The sequence below is a fragment of the Hydrogenophaga sp. LT287 genome, from assembly GCF_055702805.1.
This window is the reverse complement of record NZ_JBVPZC010000015.1, coordinates 24,779-45,207: the sequence shown is the minus strand read 5'-3', so window position 1 is coordinate 45,207 and position 20,429 is coordinate 24,779. Positions and strand designations below refer to the sequence as shown.

The window sequence follows — 20,429 nt, the reverse complement described above, 5'->3', positions numbered from 1 at the left end:
GGGGGAGGGTTGGGGTGGGGGCACGTTCCTATAGATCCGGCCCAGTGAAGTCTTAAAGTCCGTTCGGGTTGAGCTTGTCGAAACCTTCCTCAGACATTGCACCAGCCCTTCGACAGGCTCAGGGCGAACGGTTGATACTTCATAGGGCCGAATCAATAAGTATCAAGTCTCATAGTCCATGCACTGGCGCTCTTGCACCACCGCCTTCATGAACGGTTTGATGGCCACATGCTCCGGGTGGCTCTGGTAAGCCGCCAGCGCGGCGTGGTCGGTGAAGGGGGTGTTGAGCACCAGGTCGTAGGTGCATTCCAGCCCGGGCTGGGCTGTGCCCACCTCGAACCGCACCACACCTGGTACCAGCGCGGCACACGCTTGCAGCAGCGCCTGCGCCTTGCGCACATTGGTCGCCCGGTCCGCGCCCTCGGCGTGCTCTTTCAGTTTCCACATCACCACATGGTGCAGCATCAGAAAGCCTCCTCGGGCAGGCTGGCGCAGGTCTGGTCGCGGTTGCTCACCACCTGCAGCCAAGCGCCAATCTTGGGCAGCTCGTAATGGAAGAAAAACCGCATGGCCGCCAGGCGCCCGGTGCGGGCCGGTGTGTCTGCTGCCGCAAGGGCGGCCAGCGCCACGTCCAGCCAGATCCAGGCCAACACCGTGTGGCCAAAGGCCTGCATATAGGGCACGGCGTTGGCCAGCGCGTCTTGCGGGTTGCCGGTGGCCCAGGCGGCTTTGGTGGCAGCGCCCACCTGCGCCAGCGCAGCCCCCAAGGCGTTGGCGTGCGCGGCCAGTTCGGGCTGCTGAATGGCGCGTTCGATGGTGGCGTTGATGCGCCCGGTCAACAACTGCAGGCCCTTGCCGTTTTCCATCAGCACCTTGCGGCCCAGCAGGTCCATGCCCTGGATACCGTGCGTGCCTTCGTGGATCATGTTGAGCCGGTTGTCGCGCCAATACTGCTCAACCGGGAAGTCGCGCGTGTAGCCATAGCCACCGTGCACCTGTATGGCCAGGCTGTTGGCCTCCAGGCACCATTCGCTGGGCCAGCTTTTGGCGATGGGCGTAAGCACCTCCAGCAACAGACGCGCATCGTCGGCCACGTCCGCTGCCGCGGTGTGCTGCTCGTCCACCAGGCGGGCGCAATACAGCTCGAGCGCCAGCGCGCCTTCGCAATAGCTCTTTTGCGCCAGCAGCATGCGTTTCACATCGGCGTGTTCAATGATGCGAACCTGCGGCGCGGCGGCGTCTTTGCCACCGCTTGAAACGGGGCGCCCCTGGGGCCGGTTCTTCGCGTAGTCCAGGCTGGCGTGAAAGCCCGCCATGCCCAGCATGGTGGCGGCCATGCCCACGCCAATGCGGGCCTCGTTCATCATGTGGAACATGCAGTGCAAGCCCTTGCCGGGCTCGCCCACCAGGTAGCCCACAGCGCCCGCTTCGCCCTTCACGGGGTATTTGCCTTCGCCAAAATTGAGCAGGGTGTTGGTGGTGCCGCGCCAGCCACATTTGTGGTTCAGGCCGGCCAGCGCCACGTCGTTGCGCTCGCCGGTCAGCTGGCCTTCGGCGTCCACCAGCTTTTTGGGCACGATGAACAGCGAGATGCCGCGTGTGCCGGGCACCAGCTTGCCGTGTTCGTCCGGAATCTTGGCCAGCACCAGGTGGATGATGTTTTCGGTCAGCTCGTGTTCGCCGGCCGAAATCCACATTTTGTTGCCCTTGAGGCGGTAGCGCGGCCCCAGCGGGTCGGCCTCAAAGCCCTCGCCGTCCGGCACAGCGCGGGTCACCACGTCGCTGAGCGACGACCCGGCCTGCGGCTCGCTCAGGCACATGGTGCCGGAAAAGCGGCCGCTGAATTCGTTGAGCGCAAACACGCGTTGCTGCGCTTCGGTGCCGTGTTTCATCAGCAAATTGGCGTTGCCCGTGGTCAGCATGCCGCTGCCGATGCTGACCGAAGCCATGGCAAAGAACGCGTTGGACGCCGACTCCACCGTGTAGGGCAACTGCATGCCCCCCACGGCATAGTCTTGTGCCGCGCTGAGCATGCCGCTCTCGGCAAAGGCCTTGTGAGCGTCGTGCGTGGCTTGCGGCAGCGTCACCTTTTCGCCGTCAAAGTGCGGCTCTTGCGTGTCCACCAGGCGGTTGAACGGCGCGTACTTTTCGCGCGCAATGCGTTCACAGGTGTCCAGCACCGCGTCAAACGTTTCGCGGCTGTGGTCGGCAAAGCGCGCGCGCTGGTTCAGGCCCTCGGTGGCCAGCCAGTCGTAAAGCAAAAAGTCGATGGTGGTGCGAAGGCTCATGGCAACGGTGCGTGCGAAGTGGCGGTGGATTTCAAGTGTGCCGCCTACCGGCGCGAGAACAAGGGGCACATCCCGATGGGGCAGCGAATTTCGTCCCTCGCGAGACAGTCCGCTGCGGGACAGTGCCAGCCGACACCGCCCCGCAAAGCCGTTACTGGGGTTCGATTTTCGCGTCGCGGATCGCCTTGGCCCATTTGGCGGTTTCGGCCGCGCTGCGCTTGGCCAGGTCAGCTGGCGTGCCTGGGTCCACGGCAAAGCCGATACCGGCGAACCGCTCTTGCACTTCCTTGCTGTTGGCGGCGGCGTTCACGGCCTGGTTGAGCTTGTTGACGATGTCAGCGGGCGTGCCAGCCGGCGCAAACACCGCAAAGTAGGCGATCAGCTCGTAGTCTTTCAGGCCCAGGGCTTCGTTAACGGTCGGCAGGTCGGGCACGGCGGGCGAGCGTTTTGCAGACGTGACCGCGAGGCCACGCACCTTGCCAGCCTTGACCTGCGGCAGCATCACGGCAAAGTCGGCGCTGAACATGTTCACTTGCCCGCCGATGAGGTCGGTCATGGCGGCCGGGCCACTTTTGTACGGCACATTGGTGAGCTGGATGCCCGTCATGCCGGCCATCATCTCGGTGGACACCAGCTGCGAGGTGCTGGCACTGGCGAAGGTGACGAAGGTGGGTTTGGCCTTGGCCATGTCCACCAGCTCGCGCAGGGTCTTGGCTGGCACGTCGTTGTTGACCGCCATGATCAGCGGTACCGAGCCCATGTAGGCCACGGGCGCAAAAGCCTTGTCCTGATCGTAGGGCAGTTGCTTCATCAGGCTTTTGAGCGCCGCGTTGGTGCTGTTGGTGCCGATCAGGATGGTGTAGCCGTCGGGCGCAGCCTTGGCCACCGCATCAGCGCCCAGCATGCCGTTCACGCCGGGCTTGTTGTCGATCACGATGGGCTGCCCCAGCGCCTCCTGCATCTTCATCGCAAAGGCGCGCCCAATGGTGTCGGTGGCACTGCCAGCGGCGAAGGGCACGACCGCTTTGATGGGCCGGTCGGGCCAGGCCTGAGCCAGCGCGGTGGATGAACACAGCAGCGCGGCAGCGGTGGTCGCCAGCAATCGGAACATAGAACCCATGAAAGTCTCCTGTTTGTGGTTGAAAAGTGGCCGTCCAGTGTAGGGCTCAGAGCGGCAGATCGAGCAGTGCCGCACCCAGGGTTTTGCCGTGTGCGTCGAGCGCCAACGAGCGCGTGACGCCACCGCCCAGCGCGTCGAACATGACGAAGTGCACGGCACCCAGGTGGGGCAGCGTGTAGCGCTGAACCTCGCCCAGCACCACGCCCGCGTAGTGGGCCCGCACCCGCTCGACGGTGAGCAGGCGCTCCAGCACGGCATAGTCCGCCGTTTCCAGTGCAATCACGCTGAGCGTGGCCCGGTTGCCCTTGTCGCCCGAGCGCGCGATGGCGATGTCGCGCAGGGTGCGGGGCGCCTTGGAAGTGGGGGGAGGTGGTGACATCTCAGGCCTCTGTGTGGCGTTCGAGGATGTCGAAGCGGGGTTGTACCGCGCTGCGCGGTACCAGAGCCGAAGCCGCTGCAATCACCTCGCGCACGGTCTGCGTCACGCCACCGCCCCCCGCCGGGCCGTTGAGGTAGAGTGTTTCCACCTCCTGGCCCACGGCTTCAGCCTGCGCGCGGGTAGCGCAGCGCACCGCGAGTCGCACACGCACCTCATAGGGCTCGCGGTCAGCTCCCAGATGCGCGCCGTGCATCGCGTTCACGCCAATCAACTCGGCGCGGCGCTCCAGACCGGTGAGGCCATGGAACAGCGCGGCGTCGTCCAGCCGTTGGTGCAGGATGGACAGCGCGAGTTCGCCCCGAGCGCGCGCACCCAGGCCGGCGTACGAAATCTGACCCTCGCCGATGAAACCATCCCGGTAACCCAGCGTCACCTTCAGTTGCTCTGGGCGGGCACATCCGCTGGCGCCCTGTGCCAGCACCCGGTCTGTTTCGAGCTGGCTGAAGCGCACCTGTGAAAAGTCTCCCACCACATCGGCCTGCAGGTAGTGCGCAGGGTCCTCCACCTCATAAAGCAGTTGCGCGGTGCAGCTCAGCCGGTCCACACGCCCACCGGTGCCGGGCAACTTGGTGATGACGGCGCTGACGTCGGCAGACACTTCGGCCAGCGGGAAGCCAACGCGGTGCAGATCGGGCACGTCCACATGGCCCGGGTCGGCCAGGTAGCCGCCACTGACCTGCGCCGCACATTCGAGCAGGTGCCCCACCAGCAGGCCCTGCCCCAGCCGGGGCCAGTCGTCTGCAGACCAACCAAAGTGGGCCATGAGCGGCGCCAGAAACAATGAGGGGTCGGCCACGCGACCGGTGATGACCACGTTCACGTCTGCCTGCAGCGCGGGCAACAAGGCGTCGGCGCCGAGGTAGGCGTTGGCCGAGACCAGGCGCCCGTCCAGCGCCCGCACGCTGTCGGGCGAGTCCATCAGCGGCACGTCGTTCGCCTGCATCCAGGGCAACACGTCGTCGCCCGTCACCACCGCCACACGCAGGCGCGGCAGGCCCAGTTCGCGCGCCACGTCCAGCACGGCGCGCCCCGCCGCCATCGGGTTGGCGGCACCCATGTTGGTGATGATGGTGACGCCGTTGCGCACGCAGGCTGGCAACACCGCACGCATCCGCGCCTTGAGCATCGGGTCGTAGCCCGCCTCTGGGTCGGCCGCACGGCGCAGCTGGGCCAGGGCAATGGTGCGTTCGGCCAGGCACTCGAACACGAGCACATCCAGTTCACCGCGCTCGGCCAGGTCCACAGCGGGGTCGATACGGTCCCCGGCGTAGCCAGCGCCAGCGCCGATCCGGTAAGGCCTGGTGTCTTGCACGTCCGGATCTGCGCGGTGGCGGGCTGGATTACAAGACTTCGAAGATGCCCGCAGCGCCCATGCCGCCGCCAATGCACATCGTCACGCACACCCGCTTGGCGCCGCGGCGCTTGCCTTCGATCAGCGCGTGGCCGGTCAGGCGCTGGCCAGACACACCGTAGGGGTGGCCCACCGCAATGGCGCCGCCGTTGACGTTGAGCCGGTCGTGTGGAATGCCCAGCTTGTCGCGGCAATACAGCACCTGCACCGCAAACGCTTCATTCAGTTCCCACAGGTCGATGTCGTCCATCTTCAGGCCCAGGCGGGCCAACACTTTGGGGATGGCGAACACGGGTCCAATGCCCATTTCGTCTGGCTCGCAACCGGCCACGGCAAAGCCCAGGAAGCGGCCCAGCGGCTGCAGGCCACGCTTTTCGGCCAGGGTTTCATTCATCAACACGCAGGCGCCCGCGCCGTCTGAAAACTGACTGGCGTTACCGGCCGAAATGAGGCCACCCGGCAGCGCCGAACGCAGGCCGTGGATGCCTTCAAACGTGGTGCCGGCGCGGATGCCTTCGTCGTTCTCGATCGTGACCTGCTTGGTCATGAGGCCCATCACCTTGTCTGCCACGCCGGCGGTCACCGTCATGGGCGCAATTTCGGCTTTGAACAGGCCGGCTTCGAGTGCGGCCGAAGCGCGCTGCTGGCTGGCGGCGCCGTATTCGTCCATGGCGTCGCGACCAATGCCGTAGCGCTTGGCCACTTGCTCGGCGGTTTGCAGCATGTTCCAGTAGATCTCGGGCTTCATCTTTTCCAGCGCGAGGTCTTTGAGCATGTGGGTGTTCATTTCCTGCTGCACGCAAGAAATGCTCTCCACGCCGCCGGCCACGTACACATCGCCTTCGCCGGCGATGATGCGCTGTGCGGCCAGGGCGATGGTCTGCAGGCCCGACGAGCAAAAACGGTTGACCGTCATGCCCGATGCCGTGATGGGTAGGCCGGCCTTGAGCGCAATCTGGCGCGCGATGTTGGCGCCCGTGGCGCCCTCGGGGTTGGCGCAACCCATGATCACGTCTTCAACTTCAGCGGCGTCGATGCCGGCGCGCTGCACGGCGTGTTGCACGGCGTGGCCGCCGAGCGTGGCGCCATGGGTCATGTTGAAGGCGCCCTTCCAGCTCTTGGCCAGGGGCGTGCGGGCGGTGGATACGATGACGGCGTTGGTCATGATGGATTCCAGGTGAAATTCAAGAGTTGAGCGAAACCGCCCCGTCCAAGGCTCCCGTGGAACCGCCCTTCGACAAGCTCAGGACGGGCCACAGGGAGCGTCCCCCTCGGGGGGAAGACGCGAAGCGGCGCAGGGGGGCGTTCATCTTCAGAAGGTTTTGCCTTCGGCAGCCAGCTTGGCCAGCAAGGGCGCCGGCTCCCAGAACTTGGCGTCGTCCAGCGGATTCTTGGCAAAGCGCTTCATGGCCTGGACCACGTTGAACAAGCCCACTTCGTTGGCGTAGTTCAGCGGGCCACCGCGGTACACCGGGAAGCCGTAACCAAAGATGTAGACCACGTCGATGTCGCTGGCCTTGTTGGCAATGCCCTCTTCCAGGATGTGTGCGGCTTCGTTCACCAGCGAAAACACCAGGCGCTGCACGATTTCTTCGTCGGAGATTTTGCGCGGCGTGATGCCCAGGGCGGCGCGGTGGTCCTCGATCATCTTCACCACGTCGGCGTTCGGGATGGCGTCGCGCTTGCCCGGCACGTAGTCGTACCAACCGGCGCCGGTCTTCTGACCGTAGCGACCCTTCTCGCACAGCAGGTCAGCGGTCTTGCTGTACTTCATGTCCGGCTTTTCCTGGTAGCGGCGCTTGCGAATGGCCCAGCCAATGTCGTTACCGGCCAGGTCGCCCATGCGGAACGGGCCCATGGCCATGCCGAACTTTTCCATGGCCTTGTCGACCTGCTCGGGCGTGCAGCCTTCGTCCAGCAAAAATCCGCCCTGGCGGCCGTATTGCTCGATCATGCGGTTGCCGATGAAGCCGTCGCAGACCCCGGAAACCACCGCTGTCTTCTTGATCTTTTTGGCCACCGCCATCACCGTGGCCAGCACGTCTTTGGCGGTCGCTTCACCGCGCACCACTTCCAGCAGCTTCATCACGTTGGCCGGGCTGAAGAAGTGCATGCCCACCACGTCCTGCGGGCGCTGGGTGAAGTTGGCGATCTTGTTGACATCCAGCGTGGAGGTGTTGGACGCCAGGATGGCGCCGGGCTTCATCACGCGGTCGAGTTCCTTGAACACCGCTTCCTTGACGCCAATCTCTTCAAACACCGCTTCAATCACCAGGTCGGCCGAGCCGATGTCGTCATAGGTCAGTGTGGTGCTCAGCAGGGCCATGCGCTGCTCGTACTTGTCTTGCTTGAGCTTGCCCTTTTTCACCTGGGCTTCGTAGTTTTTGCGGATGGTGGCCACGCCGCGGTCCAGCGCTTCCTGCTTCATTTCCAGCATCTTCACCGGGATGCCGGCATTGAGGAAGTTCATGGAAATGCCGCCGCCCATGGTGCCGGCACCGATCACGGCCACCGACTCAATGGCGCGCTTGGGCGTGTCTTCCGGCACGTCGGGGATCTTGCTGGCAGCACGCTCGGCCACAAACAGGTGGCGCAGCGACTTGCACTCGGGCGTCCACATCAAAGCGATGAAGATCTCGCGTTCGAAGACCATGCCGTCATTGAATTTCTTCTTGGTCGCGGCTTCAACGGCGTCCACGCACTTGGCGGGCGCCGGGAAATTCTTGGCCATGCCTTTGACCATGTTGCGCGCAAACTGGAAATAGGCGTCGCCGTCTTTGTGCTTGCACGGCAGGTTGCGCACCAGTGGCAAAGCCGAACCGTCAGCGTGTTTGGCCGCCATCTCGCGGGCCAAGGCCAAGGCCTCTTCGGCCAGCGACTCGCTGGAGCCAGCCATCTTGTCAAACAGCTTCTGGCCGGGCAACTGCGCCAGCATCTCGCTCTTCACCGGTTCGCCACTGACGATCATGTTGAGCGCGGCTTCCACACCCAGCACGCGCGGCAGGCGCTGCGTACCACCGGCACCGGGAATCAGGCCCAGTTTCACCTCGGGCAAGGCCACGCTGCAGCCGGGTGCTGCAATGCGGTAATGCGCGCCCAGCGCCAGCTCCAAGCCGCCACCCATGCACACACTGTGCACGGCGGCAATGACCGGTTTGCTGGTGTTTTCCACCGCCAGGATCACGCTCAGCAGATTGGGTTCTTGTACCGCTTTGGGCGAACCAAATTCGCGAATGTCGGCGCCGCCCGAATACGCCTTGCCAGCGCCCGTGAGCACGATGGCTTTGACGGCGGCATCGTTCTGAGCCTTGTCCAGGCCCTCCACGATGGCCTGGCGGGTGGACAGCCCCAGACCGTTGACCGGCGGGTTGTTCAGCGTGATGACGGCGACGTCGCCGTGGACCTGGTACTCAGCGGTCATGGAATCTCCTCTGTGTGGATCAGTAAGTGGATCGGTAAGGGATGCACGTCCAAAAAAAGAACGATCGTGCGATTTTAGGGAATTTGTCCGGTGCGGCAAGCGCCACTTGTCGCAAGAGAGTCAACGGCGCGGGGGTCTTGCTCAGAGATGCCGTGAAACTGGCTTGGCCAGGCCAGAGGCATCGCCCCCCAGTGGGGGATGACGCCGCAGGCGGCGCAGGCAGCGTTCAAACCTCCAGCCACTCTCTTCGGGTGTAAGGATCGGCCCGCAGGCTGTCTGGCGTGCCCTGAAACACGATGCTGCCGTGCCCCATGACCAGCGCCCGGTCTGAGATGGCCATGGCAATGGTGAGCTTCTGCTCAATCAGCAGCACCGATACGCCACGCGCTTTCAGGGTTTGCAGGTACTGCCCCACCAGCTCGACAATTTTGGGTGCCAGGCCCTCGGTGGGCTCGTCGATGATGATCAGGTCCGGGTCGCCCATGAGCGTGCGGCACAGGGTCAGCATTTGCTGCTCACCGCCAGAAAGCACACCCGCTTCGGTGTGCTCGCGCTCTTTCAGGCGGGGAAATATGGCGTACATGTCGTCAAAGCTCCAGCGCGAGCCTTTGCCCTTGCCTTTTTGCCCAAGCAGCAGGTTCTGGTGCACGGTGAGCTTGGGGAAAATATCGCGGTTTTCAGGCACATAGCCCAGGCCCATGTGCGCAATCTCAAACGGCTTTTTGCCCTGGATGGACTGGCCTTTCCAGGTGATGGTGCCGGTGCAGTCCACCAGGCCCATGATGGCTTTGGCCGTGGTAGAGCGCCCCGAGCCGTTGCGCCCCAACAGCGCCACGATCTCGCCCTTGCCCACTTCAAACGAGACGCCGTGCAGCACGTGGCTCTTGCCGTAGTAAGCGTGAAGGTTTTCGATTTTCAGCATGGTGCGGTCTTCCTCAGTGTCCGACCGATGCGGCCTGCTCGTCGGCCAGCACCGAACCCAGATAAGCCTCTTGCACCTTCGGGTTGGCACGCACCGCTTCCGGGGTGTCGAAGGCAATCACCTCGCCGTACACCACCACCGCAATCTTGTCGGCAAGGCCAAACACCACGCCCATGTCGTGCTCCACGGTCAGCAGGGTCTTGCCCACCGTCACCTCGCGGATCAGGTCAATGAAGCGGGTGGTTTCGCTCTTGCTCATGCCCGCGGTCGGCTCGTCCAGCAAGATCACGCCGGCACCGCCCGCGATGGTGATGCCGATTTCCAGCGCACGCTGTTCGGCGTAGGTCAGGTTCATGGCCAACACATCGCGCTTTTTGTCCAGCCGGATCATCTGCATCAGATCTTCGGCGCGGTCGTTGGCGTCGTCCATGTCGGCCAGAAAGCGGAACAGGGTGTATTTGTAGCCCAGGCTCCAGAGCACGCCGCAGCGCAGGTTTTCAAACACGCTGAGCTTGGGGAAGATGTTGGTGATCTGGAAGCTGCGCGACAGCCCCATGCGGTTGATCTCAAACGGCTTTTTGCCGTTGATGCGCTGGCCGCCCAGCAAGATGTCGCCGCTGGTGGGGGCAAACCGGCCCGAAATCAGGTTGAACAAGGTGGACTTGCCGGCGCCATTGGGGCCGATGATGGCCACCCGCTCGCCGCTGCGCACCGCCAGGTCAACGCCCCGGATGATCTCCGTCTTGCCAAAGTTCTTGTGCAGTTGGCGCAGTTCCAGCGCGTAGCCACCGGCATGGATGTGGCTCATGGACTGGTCAAACGGCGCGGCAGCGGGCGCCGCAGGGGTCGCGTGTTGGGTGCTCATTGGGTCTCCCGGCGCTTGATTTCTTTTTCAATGTCGGTCTGGATGGCCGACCACTGCTGCATGAACATGCGCCGCGTGACCTCAAAAAGGCCCATGCCGGTGAGCATGACGAACACGCCACCAAACCAGCTGTCGGCCGCCTGCGTGTTCAGGGTCACGCCCAGAAACCTCACGGTCTCTCCCATGGCAGTGCTCAGCTGAAGGTGGTAGACCATCTCGATCAGCGCGCCCGCACCGGCCAGCACCACCAGCGCGGTCAGTGCCAGAGCCAGGTAACTCACCCAAAGCTCGCGCAGCCGGCCAAAGGCAGCCACCCGCAGGTTCATCATGATCAGGCTGGCAATGCCGCCCGGCGCATACATCACCATGAACAAAAAGATGAGTCCCAGGTAGAGCAGCCAGGCCTTGGTAATTTCCGAGAACAGCACAAAGGCCAGCACCATCAAAATGCCGCCGATGATGGGCCCGAAGAAGAAGGTGGCGCCGCCCAGGAAGGTGAACAGCAGGTAGCCCCCGGAGCGGATCGGCCCCACCACCTCGGCGGTGACGATTTCAAACTGGATGGCGGCCAGACCACCGGAAATGCCCGCAAAGAACCCCGCAATGATGAACGCCAGGTAACGCACCATTTGCGTGTTGTAACCAATGAACTCGACGCGCTCCGGGTTGTCGCGCACGGCATTGAGAATGCGGCCCAGCGGTGTGCGGGTGAAGGCAAACATGAGCGCCACGCTGACAAAGGTGTAGACCGCGATCAGGTAGTACACCTGCACACCCGGGCCGTAGGTGATGCCCATGACCGCATCGCCCACCACGCGGTCGGCGGTCACACCGGCTTCGCCACCGAAAAACTCGGAAAACATGAGCGACATGGCAAACACCAGCTCGCCCATGCCCAGCGTGATCATGGCGAAGGTGGTGCCGGCTTTTTTGGTGGTGACATAACCAAACAGCACAGCAAAAAACATACCGGCCAGGCCACCCACCAGCGGCACCATGCTCACCGGCAGTGAAAGCGCGCCTTCGGACACCCTGAGCAAGGCATGAATGGCCATGTACGAACCCAGCCCGGTGTAGACCGCGTGCCCGAAACTGAGCATGCCGCCCTGTCCCAGCAGCATGTTGTAGGACAGGCAGGCAATGATGGCGATGCCCATCTGCGCCAGCATGGACACCGACAGGTTGCTGGTGAACACCTTGGGCGCAAACAGGAGAACGAGCGCAAACAGCGACCAGATCACCCAACGGCCAACGTTGTAGGGTTTGAAACTGTAGTGAGTGGATGCCATGGTGTCAGGTCTCCCGGGTGCCCAACAAGCCCTTGGGCCGGAAGATCAGCACCAGGACAAGGAACAGATAGGGCAGGATGGGCGCCACCTGCGAGATGGTGAGTTTGAGCACCGAGTTGTCTTGCCAGGCCTCGGACAGTGGCAGTCCCATGCCCTGGAACAGCCCGATGAGCGAGTGGTCCAGCGCCACGGCAAAGGTCTGCACCACGCCAATGATGATGGACGCCAGGAACGCACCCGAGAGCGAACCCAGCCCGCCCACCACCACCACCACAAAAATGAGTGAACCCAGCGTGGCGGCCATGGCCGGCTCGGTCACGAAGGTGCTGCCGCCAATGAGGCCGGCCAGCCCGGCCAGGCCGGTACCGGCGCCAAACACCAGCATGAAGACACGCGGCACGTTGTGGCCCAGGGTTTCCACCGTCTCGGGGTGGGTGAGCGCGGCCTGAATCACCAGCCCGACGCGGGTGCGGGTGAGCAGCAGCCACACGCTGGCCAGCATCACCACGGCCACCAGCATCATGAAGGCACGGGTGGCGGGAAAGGGTGAGCAGATGGTCTGAACCACGGCGCCGCACATCTCGGCCGGCGCCCTGCCCCAGACCAGGCTCAGCCCGTCGGTGGCATGGCTGACCAGGGTGAGCGCTGAGCCCTGCAGCACCTCGGGCGGACGGAACTGCACCGCCGTGCGGCCCCAGACCAGCTGCACCAGTTCCAGAATGATGTAGGACAGGCCAAAGGTGACGAGCAGCTCGGGCACGTGGCCAAACTTGTGCACCTTGCGCAGGCTGAGCCGTTCAAACAACGCGCCCAGCATGCCCACGGCCAGCGGGGCGAGCAGCAGCGCTGGCCAGAAACCCACCACCTGCCCAATCGAATAACCGATGTAGGCGCCCAGCATGTAGAAGCTCGCGTGGGCAAAGTTCAGGACCCCCATCATGCTGAAGATCAGGGTCAGACCCGAACTCAACATGAACAGCAGGAGCCCATAGCTCAACCCGTTGAGCATGGAGATGATGAAGAACTCCACGGCGTGTGACTTTCCGGACCTTCGTGCAGGGTCCAAAAGAAAAAGGGAGATGGGGCGTGTCCCGTCAAAGGGTCACGCGTCAAGAACAGGCGCAAAGCATACCTTCGGGCCGCCGGTGCAAGCGGCCCGAAAGCAGTGCGTCACCAGCGAGCGTTCAGGGGCGCTTCATCTGGCAGCTGGTGGGCGTGCTGGCCACGTAGGCCGGGTACTCCTGCACAGGCACCAGGGTCATGCCGGTGTTTTCGGCGCTGTAGGGGTGCTTGGCATCGGTCTTTTGCCAGCGCGTGATGTACAGCGGTTGCTGCAACTGGTGGTCCAGCTTGCGGATCTCGACCTCGCCGTTGAAGCCCTTGAACTTGAGGCCCGACAGCGTGGCCGCCACCTTCACCGGGTCGGTGGACTTGGCCTTGGCCATGGCATCGCCCAGCGCGGCGTAGATGTTGGGGATGGCGGCGGTGTACATGTCATCCTTGAAGCGCTGGTTGAACTCGGCCATCCAGCCCTTCATGGGTTCGCCCATGTTGTAGTGGTTGTAAGCCACCTGGTAGACGCGGCCTTCGCCGCCCTTGCCCAGTGCCGTGGGGGTGCCGGTGACACCCGTGTAGTAGGTGTAGAACTTGCCGTCGAAACCGCCTTCGTTGGCGGCCTTGACCAGCAGCGCCAGGTCAGAACCCCAGTTGCCGGTGATCACGGTGTCGGCGCCGGAAGCCTTGATCTTGGCGATGTAGGGCGCGAAGTCGCGCACCTGGGCCAGCGGGTGCAACTCTTCACCCACGATCTGGATGTCTGGGCGCTTGCGCTTGAGGTTTTCCTTGGCAAACTTGGCCACCTGGTGGCCATGCGAGTAGTTCTGGTTAAACAGGTAGACCTTCTTGACGTCGGTCTTGTCCTTCATGTAGGTGGTCATGGCTTCCATCTTCATCGACGTGTCGGCGTCGAAGCGGAAATGCCAGTAGCTGCACTTGCTGTTGGTGAAATCTGGGTCCACGGCCGCGTAGTTGAGGAAGATCACTTCCTTGCCGGGGTTGCGCGCGTTGTGGCGGTTCACCGCGTCGATCAGCGCGCCAGCCACCGACGAGCCGTTGCCCTGGGCCAGGTAACGCACGCCCTGGTCAATGGCCGCCTGCATGGCGGTCAGGCTTTCGGCGGGACTGAGCTTGTTGTCGAAGCCCACCACTTCAAATTTCACGCCAGCGGGGTTGCTCTTTGAGTACTTTTCAGCAAAAAACTGCCAGCTCTTGAGCTGGTTGTTGCCCACCGGTCCCATCAGACCGGTCTGGGGGTCAATCCAGGCGATCTTGACCGTCTCGCCCTTCTGGGCAAAGGCGCTCGCCAGCGACAAAGACATGGCAGCAACAGCAATCGATTTGAGAGCGAAATTCATGGACGGTCTCCTGGTGGGTGGCAAAACGCCAGCGTACCTTTTTGGTGTAAGCCAGCGCTCAGGGATTGCCCCTAGACGCTATCGCGCAAGTGACTGTGCGCTAGCACAACCGTAGCATTTGCATACATTCGAAGCGCTCAGTTGGCGCCTGTGGGGGCGCTTCAAGGCCGCTGCATCTGGCAGCTGGTGGGGCCGCTGATCTGGGCCGCGTCCATGTACTGCACAGGGGCAAAGGTGTAGCCCGTTTCTTCGGCGCTTCTGGGGTGGGTGGCGTCCACTTTTTGCCAGCGCGACACATAGAGCCCCTTGAGCAGCTGGTGGTCGTCAGCCCGCAGGTGCACCGGCCCGTTGAAGCCTTTGAAGATCATGCCGCTCAGGCGCCCCGCCACCCTTGCGGGATCGGTTGAGCCCACGTGTGCCATGGCGTGGCTCAGCATTTCGATGCCGTCGTAGCTGGCGTAAATGGTCAGGTCTTCAGCGTATTGCTTGCGAAAGGCGGTGGCCAGCGCCTGAATGGGCCCGGCCTGGTTGCTGTGGTTGTAGGCCACCTGATACACCGGCAGGCGCCCACCGGTTTCGGCCAGCGCCTCTGGCACCCCTTTGAGCGCCGGGTAATAGGCGTAAATCGGCAGGTAGACGCCTTGCTTGTGCAGGGCCTTCACCAGGTCACGCAGGTCGGCACCCCAGTTGCCGGTGGCCAGCGCCTGTGCGCCCGAGGCCTGGATGCTGCGCGCGTGCGGAGTGAAATCGTGGCCCTGAAAGGGCGGGTGCAGCTCATCGCCCACGATCTGCACGTCGGGCCGCTGCTGCGCCATGGTGTCCCGGAAATAGCGGGAAAACTGCTGACCGTGTGCGTAGTTCTGGTTGAGCAGATACACCCGGCGCAGATCGGGCTGTGCTGCCATGAAGCCTGTCATGGCGCGCATTTTCATGGCGGTGTCGGCGTCGATGCGGAAATGCCAGAAATTGCATTTCTCGTTCGTCAGTTCCGGGTCCATGGCCGCGTAGTTGATAAAGACCACCGCACGCTCGGGGCTGCGCAGGTTGTGCCGGGCAATGGCGTTGCTCAAGGCCGCAGCCACGCCCGAGCCGTTGCCTTGAACGATGTAACGAAAGCCTTGGTCGATGGCCGCCTTGAGCGCGTTCAGGCTTTCTTGCGGCGAACCCTTGTTGTCAAAACCCGCCACCACAAAGCGCACGCCCGCCGGGTTGGCGCCGCCGCCCTTGTGCTCGGCCATGAACTGCCAGCTGCGCAGGCTGTTGCGGCCAATGTCGGCTGCAGGTCCTGAGAGCGGGTCGATGAAGGCGATGCGCACCGTCTGGCCCTGCAGCGGCAACGGGCTGGCCGCTTGCGCGCCCCAGGGAGCCAGCACCAGACACGCCCCAGACCACACAGCACCAACCCAACCGCGCCAACGCCCGGCTCTGGGGCGGGAGCTTGGTTGGGCCAACGGACGCTTGATCTGCAGGGGGTTCGTCATAGGAGCATTGTCGGCCCAAGCTTGTTCACAGCCCTGGCAACACGTAGTCCTTGAGCTGCTGGCGCAGCGTCATTTTTTGCATTTTCCCGGTCGCGCCCAGCGGAATCGCGTCCACAAACACCACGTCGTCAGGCACCTGCCATTTGGCGATCTTGCCTTCGTAGAACGCCAGCAGTTCGTCGCGCGACACCTCGGTGCCCGGCTTTTTCACCACCACCACAATCGGGCGCTCGTCCCATTTGGGGTGTTTCATGCCCACGCAGGCCGCCATCGCCACAGCCGGGTGGGCCATGGCGATGTTCTCCACGTCAATCGAGCTGATCCACTCGCCGCCTGACTTGATCACGTCTTTGCTGCGGTCGGTGATCTGCATGAAACCGTCGGCGTCGATGGTGGCCACATCCCCGGTGGGGAACCAGCCTTTGCCCGCGGCGTCGTAGCGCAGCGGGTCGCCGCCCTCCCCCTTGAAGTAGCTGGCAATGATCCACGGCCCGCGCACGAGCAGGTCGCCATAGGTTTTGCCGTCCCATGGCAGCTCCACGCCGGCTTCGTCCACGATCTTCATGTCCACGCCGTACACCGCGCGCCCCTGCTTGAGCAGCACCTGGGTCTGCGCTTCGGGCGACAGCGCCAGCTGGGCATTTTTCAGCGTGCACACCGTGCCCAGGGGCGACATTTCCGTCATGCCCCAGGCGTGCAGCACCGCCACGCCGTAGGTGTTGTTGAAAGTGTTGATCATGGCCGGCGGGCAGGCCGAGCCGCCGATCACCGTGCGCCTCATGGTGCTGAACTTCAGCCCGCCCGCCTGCATGTGGCCCAGGAGCATCTGCCACACCGTGGGCACGCCAGCAGCCATGGTCACCTGCTCGCTTTCCAGCAGTTCGTAGATGGACTTGCCGTCCATCGCCGGGCCGGGAAACACCAGTTTGCAGCCAGTGGCCGCGGCCGAGTACGGGATGCCCCAGGCATTGACGTGGAACATGGGCACCACGGGCAACACGCAGTCGCGGGCGCTGAGGTTGAGCGAATCGGGCAAGGCGCCGCTGTAAGCGTGCAGGATGGTCGAGCGGTGCGAATACAGCGCGGCCTTGGGGTTGCCGGTGGTGCCGCTGGTGTAGCACATGCTTGATGCGCTGTTTTCATCCAGATCGGGCCACAGGTAGGCGTCGCTCTGGTGGGCCATCCAGGCCTCGTAGCTCAGCAGGCCGGGCACGCCGCTGTCAGCGGGCAGTTTGTCGGCGTCGCACAGGGCCACCCAGTGTTTCACGCCGGGGCACTTGGCTGCCACCGCCTGCACCAAAGGCAGGAAGGTCATGTCGAAACAGATGGCGCGGTCGTCGGCGTGGTTGATGATCCAGGCCAGTTGCTCGGGGTGCAGGCGCGGGTTCAGCGTGTGCAGCACGCGGCCGGTGCCGCTGACGCCAAAGTACAGCTCCAGGTGGCGGTAGCCGTTCCAGGCCAGCGTGGCCACGCGGTCGCCAAAGGCTAGGTGCAGACTGTCCAGCGCGTTGGCCACCTGGCGCGAGCGCTTGGCGATCTGGCCCCAGGTGGTGCGGTGGATGTCGCCTTCGACCCGGCGAGACACGATTTCGCCGGTGGCGTGGTGGCGCTCAGCGTGGGTGATGAGCGAGGAAATCAGCAGCGGTTGGCTTTGCATTTGTCCCAGCATGGGGCATCTCCTTGGGTAGCAACAACGAATTTAAAGCGACAGCTGTCATCATGCCGCACCCGGCCTGCGGGCCGCCCCCGGGTTGCCCCCGAAAGCCCGCTCAGGTGTGGGCTCAAGTCGTCTGGGAGACAATGAAACCCATGATTGCTCCCCTAGCTGACCACCCCAGCCACTGGTCTCACCGGTTCGCCGAACTCGGCCCCGACTTTCACACCGAACTGCGCCCCACCCCCTTGCCCGCACCCTACTGGGTGGGCACCAGCCTGAACCTGGCGCGTGAACTGGGCCTGGACCCCGCCTGGCTCCAGAGCGACGAAGCCCTGCACACCTTCACCGGCAACCGGCTGTTGCCCGGCATGCGCCCGCTGGCCAGTGTGTACAGCGGGCACCAGTTTGGCCACTGGGCAGGCCAGCTGGGCGACGGGCGGGCCATTTTGCTGGGCGAGTTGGCCACGCCACAAGGCCCGCAAGAAGTGCAGCTCAAGGGCGCCGGGCTCACGCCGTATTCGCGCATGGGCGACGGCCGGGCCGTGCTGCGCAGCTCCATCCGCGAGTTTCTGTGCAGCGAAGCCATGCACGCGCTGGGCATTCCCACCAGCCGGGCGCTGTGCATCACCGGCTCCGACGCGCCGGTGCGCCGCGAAGAGATCGAAACCGCCGCCGTGGTGACGCGCACCGCACCCAGCTTCATCCGGTTCGGCCATTTCGAACATTTCTCGCACAGCGGGCAACACGCCCAGCTGCGCCAGTTGGCCGATTTCGTCATCGCCCACCACTACCCGCACTGCCTGGAACGCAGTGGCAATCCCTATGCGCATCTGCTAGAAGCCGTGAGCGAGCGCACCGCCCACACGGTGGCGCAATGGCAGGCGGTGGGCTTTTGCCACGGGGTCATGAACACCGACAACATGAGCATCCTGGGCATGACCATCGACTACGGTCCGTTCCAGTTCATGGACGCCTTCAACCCCGCCCACATTTGCAACCACACCGACAGCGGTGGCCGCTACGCCTACCACCGCCAGCCCAACATCGCCTACTGGAACCTGTTTTGTCTGGGCCAGGCCCTGCTGCCGCTGATGGACGAGCAACAAGAGGCACTTGACGCGCTGGAGCCCTTCAAAACCGTGTTTCCGGCCGCCTTGCAACAGCGCATGGGCGCCAAACTGGGCCTGGACAGCGTGCAACCCGGTGACGAAGCGCTGACCGAGCAGTTCATGCAACTCATGGCCAAAGACGCGGTGGACTTCACGATCGCCTGGCGCCGCCTGAGCCACGCCGTGGCAGGTTTTGCGGCAGCCGGCGCGGCAGAAGCCGAGGCCCGCCGCGCCCTGGAGCCCGTGCGAGACCTGTTCTTGCAGCGCGAGGCGTTTGACGTCTGGGCGCAAAACTGGCGCAGCCGGCTGCAAAGCCAGCCCGGCTTTGACCCGCTGGGCACCCAGGCCCGCATGCTGCGCACCAACCCGCAGGTGGTGCTGCGCAACCACCTGGGTGAAATCGCCATTCAGCGTGCCCGCGAGGGCGATTTTTCTCGTCTGCAGCGCTTGCAGGCGGCGCTGGAACAACCATTTGACGCCCTGCCCGGCTGCGACGACCTGGCCGACTTTCCGCCCGAGTGGGCTGCACAGATTGAAATCAGCTGCTCGTCTTGAACCGCGAGTGCGGTACCCTGCCCTTCACATGAGCGCACCGATTCCCCTGAGGAGATTGACATGACCTACCCGATTGAAAAAACCGAAGCCGAATGGCGCGACCTGCTAGCCAGCAAAGGCGCCGAGCGCCATGCGTTTGAGGTGACCCGCCACGCCGCCACCGAGCGCCCGTTCACCGGGAAATTTGAACAGGTCTGGACCGACGGCAGCTACCACTGCATCTGCTGCGGCAACCACCTGTTTGACGCCGGCACCAAGTTTGACGCCGGCTGCGGCTGGCCCAGCTTCTCCCAGGCGATTCCGGGCGCCATCACCGAAATCACCGACCGCAGCCTGGGCATGACCCGCGTGGAAACGGTGTGCAGCCAGTGCGGCGCGCACCTGGGCCACGTGTTTGAAGACGGCCCGGCGCCCACCGGCCTGCGCTACTGCATGAACTCGGCCTCGCTCGACCACCAGACCCCAAGCGGCAAATAAGCTGAAGCCCCGAACAGGACACCCCATGAAAGCCCAGAACATCCTTGAAACGATCGGCCACACGCCGCATGTGCGCCTGCAGCGGCTGTTTGCCGGCGCCACCCAGCAGGTGTGGATCAAGTCCGAGCGCAGCAACCCCGGCGGCTCCATTAAAGACCGCATTGCCCTGGCCATGGTGGAAGACGCTGAGGCCAGCGGCGCCCTGCAGCCCGGCGGCACCATCGTTGAGCCCACCTCGGGCAACACCGGGATTGGCCTGGCCATGGTGGCCGCCGTCAAGGGTTACAAGCTCATTCTGGTCATGCCCGACAGCATGTCGGTTGAGCGGCGCCGCCTCATGCTGGCCTACGGCGCATCGTTTGACCTCACGCCGCGCGAAAAAGGCATGAAGGGCTCCATTGCCCGTGCCGAGGAAATCGTGGCCGCCACACCCGGCGCCTGGATGCCCCAGCAGTTCAACAACCCGGCCAACACCGCCGTGCATGCACGCACCACCGCGCTGGAAATCCTGGCCGACTTCCCCGAGGGCATCGACGCCCTCATCACCGGCGTGGGCACGGGCGGCCACCTCAGCGGCTGCGCCCAAGTGCTCAAAGCCCACTGGCCGCAGCTCAAGGTGTACGCGGTGGAGCCGGTGGCGTCGCCCGTCATCTCGGGCGGCAGCCCGGCGCCGCACCCCATTCAGGGTATCGGTGCGGGCTTCATTCCCGGCAACCTAGACACCACCTTGCTCGACGGTGTGATCCAGGTGGACGCCGAACCCGCCCGCGAAATGGCCCGCCGCTGCGCCCGCGAAGAAGGCATGCTGGTGGGCATTTCGTCGGGTGCCACGCTGGCCGCCATTGCCCAAAAATTGCCCGACCTGGCAGCCAGCGCCGTGGTGCTGGGCTTCAACTACGACACCGGCGAGCGTTATTTGTCGGTGGACGGCTTTCTGCCGGCATGAAGAAGCACCCCCCGCGCCGCTTCGCGTCACCCCCCTCAAGGTGGGCGGCACTGGCCGTCTGGCGGAGCCGGCCCGGCGGTGCCCCTGGGTGGCTT

At 64.1% G+C, this 20,429-nt stretch carries 17 protein-coding genes; 3 read left to right on the top strand and 14 right to left on the bottom strand.

Annotated features, from left to right (window positions below):
- Window positions 1–162: 162 nt before the first annotated feature.
- From AC0GNR_RS12405 to AC0GNR_RS12340, 14 genes are all read right to left on the bottom strand, one after another.
- Entirely contained in the window at window positions 163–465 is a 303-nt protein-coding gene (locus AC0GNR_RS12405; RefSeq protein WP_472901266.1) for a Dabb family protein, read from the bottom strand.
- Window positions 465–2,288, bottom strand: coding sequence for an acyl-CoA dehydrogenase (locus tag AC0GNR_RS12400; RefSeq protein ID WP_472901265.1), 1,824 nt, complete (start codon window positions 2,286–2,288; stop codon window positions 465–467). The genes AC0GNR_RS12405 and AC0GNR_RS12400 overlap by 1 nt, the downstream gene beginning before the upstream one ends.
- Window positions 2,289–2,439: 151 nt before the next feature.
- Window positions 2,440–3,408: a Bug family tripartite tricarboxylate transporter substrate binding protein gene (locus AC0GNR_RS12395; protein ID WP_472901264.1), complete on the bottom strand. Its 969-nt coding sequence runs from the start codon at window positions 3,406–3,408 to the stop codon at window positions 2,440–2,442.
- A gap of 46 nt (window positions 3,409–3,454) precedes the next feature.
- Window positions 3,455–3,787 (bottom strand): AtuA-related protein, encoded by a 333-nt coding sequence (locus AC0GNR_RS12390; protein ID WP_472901263.1) that lies wholly within the window; start codon window positions 3,785–3,787, stop codon window positions 3,455–3,457.
- Window position 3,788: 1 nt separating this feature from the next.
- The gene (locus tag AC0GNR_RS12385) at window positions 3,789–5,159 is read right to left on the bottom strand and encodes an acyclic terpene utilization AtuA family protein (protein ID WP_472901262.1); all 1,371 of its coding nucleotides are present in this window, start codon (window positions 5,157–5,159) and stop codon (window positions 3,789–3,791) included.
- Between the two features lie 28 nt (window positions 5,160–5,187).
- Entirely contained in the window at window positions 5,188–6,363 is a 1,176-nt protein-coding gene (locus AC0GNR_RS12380; protein WP_472901261.1) for an acetyl-CoA C-acyltransferase, read from the bottom strand.
- A 147-nt stretch (window positions 6,364–6,510) separates the two neighbouring features.
- The gene (locus AC0GNR_RS12375) at window positions 6,511–8,619 is read right to left on the bottom strand and encodes a 3-hydroxyacyl-CoA dehydrogenase NAD-binding domain-containing protein (protein ID WP_472901260.1); all 2,109 of its coding nucleotides are present in this window, start codon (window positions 8,617–8,619) and stop codon (window positions 6,511–6,513) included.
- Between the two features lie 226 nt (window positions 8,620–8,845).
- Window positions 8,846–9,541, bottom strand: a complete 696-nt coding sequence (locus AC0GNR_RS12370) for an ABC transporter ATP-binding protein (RefSeq protein ID WP_472901259.1) — start codon at window positions 9,539–9,541, stop codon at window positions 8,846–8,848.
- 13 nt (window positions 9,542–9,554) lie between these two features.
- Window positions 9,555–10,349, bottom strand: a complete 795-nt coding sequence (locus AC0GNR_RS12365; RefSeq protein ID WP_472901298.1) for an ABC transporter ATP-binding protein — start codon at window positions 10,347–10,349, stop codon at window positions 9,555–9,557.
- 53 nt (window positions 10,350–10,402) lie between these two features.
- The gene (locus AC0GNR_RS12360) at window positions 10,403–11,695 is read right to left on the bottom strand and encodes a branched-chain amino acid ABC transporter permease (protein WP_472901258.1); all 1,293 of its coding nucleotides are present in this window, start codon (window positions 11,693–11,695) and stop codon (window positions 10,403–10,405) included.
- A 4-nt stretch (window positions 11,696–11,699) separates the two neighbouring features.
- On the bottom strand, window positions 11,700–12,725 hold the full coding sequence (locus tag AC0GNR_RS12355; RefSeq protein WP_472901257.1) for a branched-chain amino acid ABC transporter permease: 1,026 nt from the start codon (window positions 12,723–12,725) through the stop codon (window positions 11,700–11,702).
- Window positions 12,726–12,879: 154 nt separating this feature from the next.
- Window positions 12,880–14,109, bottom strand: a complete 1,230-nt coding sequence (locus AC0GNR_RS12350; RefSeq protein WP_472901256.1) for a branched-chain amino acid ABC transporter substrate-binding protein — start codon at window positions 14,107–14,109, stop codon at window positions 12,880–12,882.
- 161 nt (window positions 14,110–14,270) lie between these two features.
- On the bottom strand, window positions 14,271–15,482 hold the full coding sequence (locus AC0GNR_RS12345; RefSeq protein WP_472901255.1) for a branched-chain amino acid ABC transporter substrate-binding protein: 1,212 nt from the start codon (window positions 15,480–15,482) through the stop codon (window positions 14,271–14,273).
- A gap of 133 nt (window positions 15,483–15,615) precedes the next feature.
- Entirely contained in the window at window positions 15,616–17,259 is a 1,644-nt protein-coding gene (locus tag AC0GNR_RS12340; protein WP_472901254.1) for a 3-(methylthio)propionyl-CoA ligase, read from the bottom strand.
- A gap of 131 nt (window positions 17,260–17,390) precedes the next feature.
- Here AC0GNR_RS12340 and AC0GNR_RS12335 point away from each other — a divergent pair, with 131 nt between their 5' ends.
- From AC0GNR_RS12335 to cysK, 3 genes are read left to right on the top strand one after another with little or no spacing between them, the layout of a single operon-like run.
- A complete protein-coding gene (locus tag AC0GNR_RS12335) occupies window positions 17,391–18,911 on the top strand; it encodes a protein adenylyltransferase SelO (protein ID WP_472901253.1) in 1,521 nt (506 codons plus the stop codon).
- A 60-nt stretch (window positions 18,912–18,971) separates the two neighbouring features.
- Window positions 18,972–19,388: a peptide-methionine (R)-S-oxide reductase MsrB gene (gene msrB / locus AC0GNR_RS12330; protein ID WP_472901252.1), complete on the top strand. Its 417-nt coding sequence runs from the start codon at window positions 18,972–18,974 to the stop codon at window positions 19,386–19,388.
- A gap of 25 nt (window positions 19,389–19,413) precedes the next feature.
- Complete coding sequence (gene cysK, locus AC0GNR_RS12325) at window positions 19,414–20,334, top strand: cysteine synthase A (RefSeq protein ID WP_472901251.1); 921 nt, start codon at window positions 19,414–19,416, stop codon at window positions 20,332–20,334.
- Window positions 20,335–20,429: the final 95 nt, after the last annotated feature.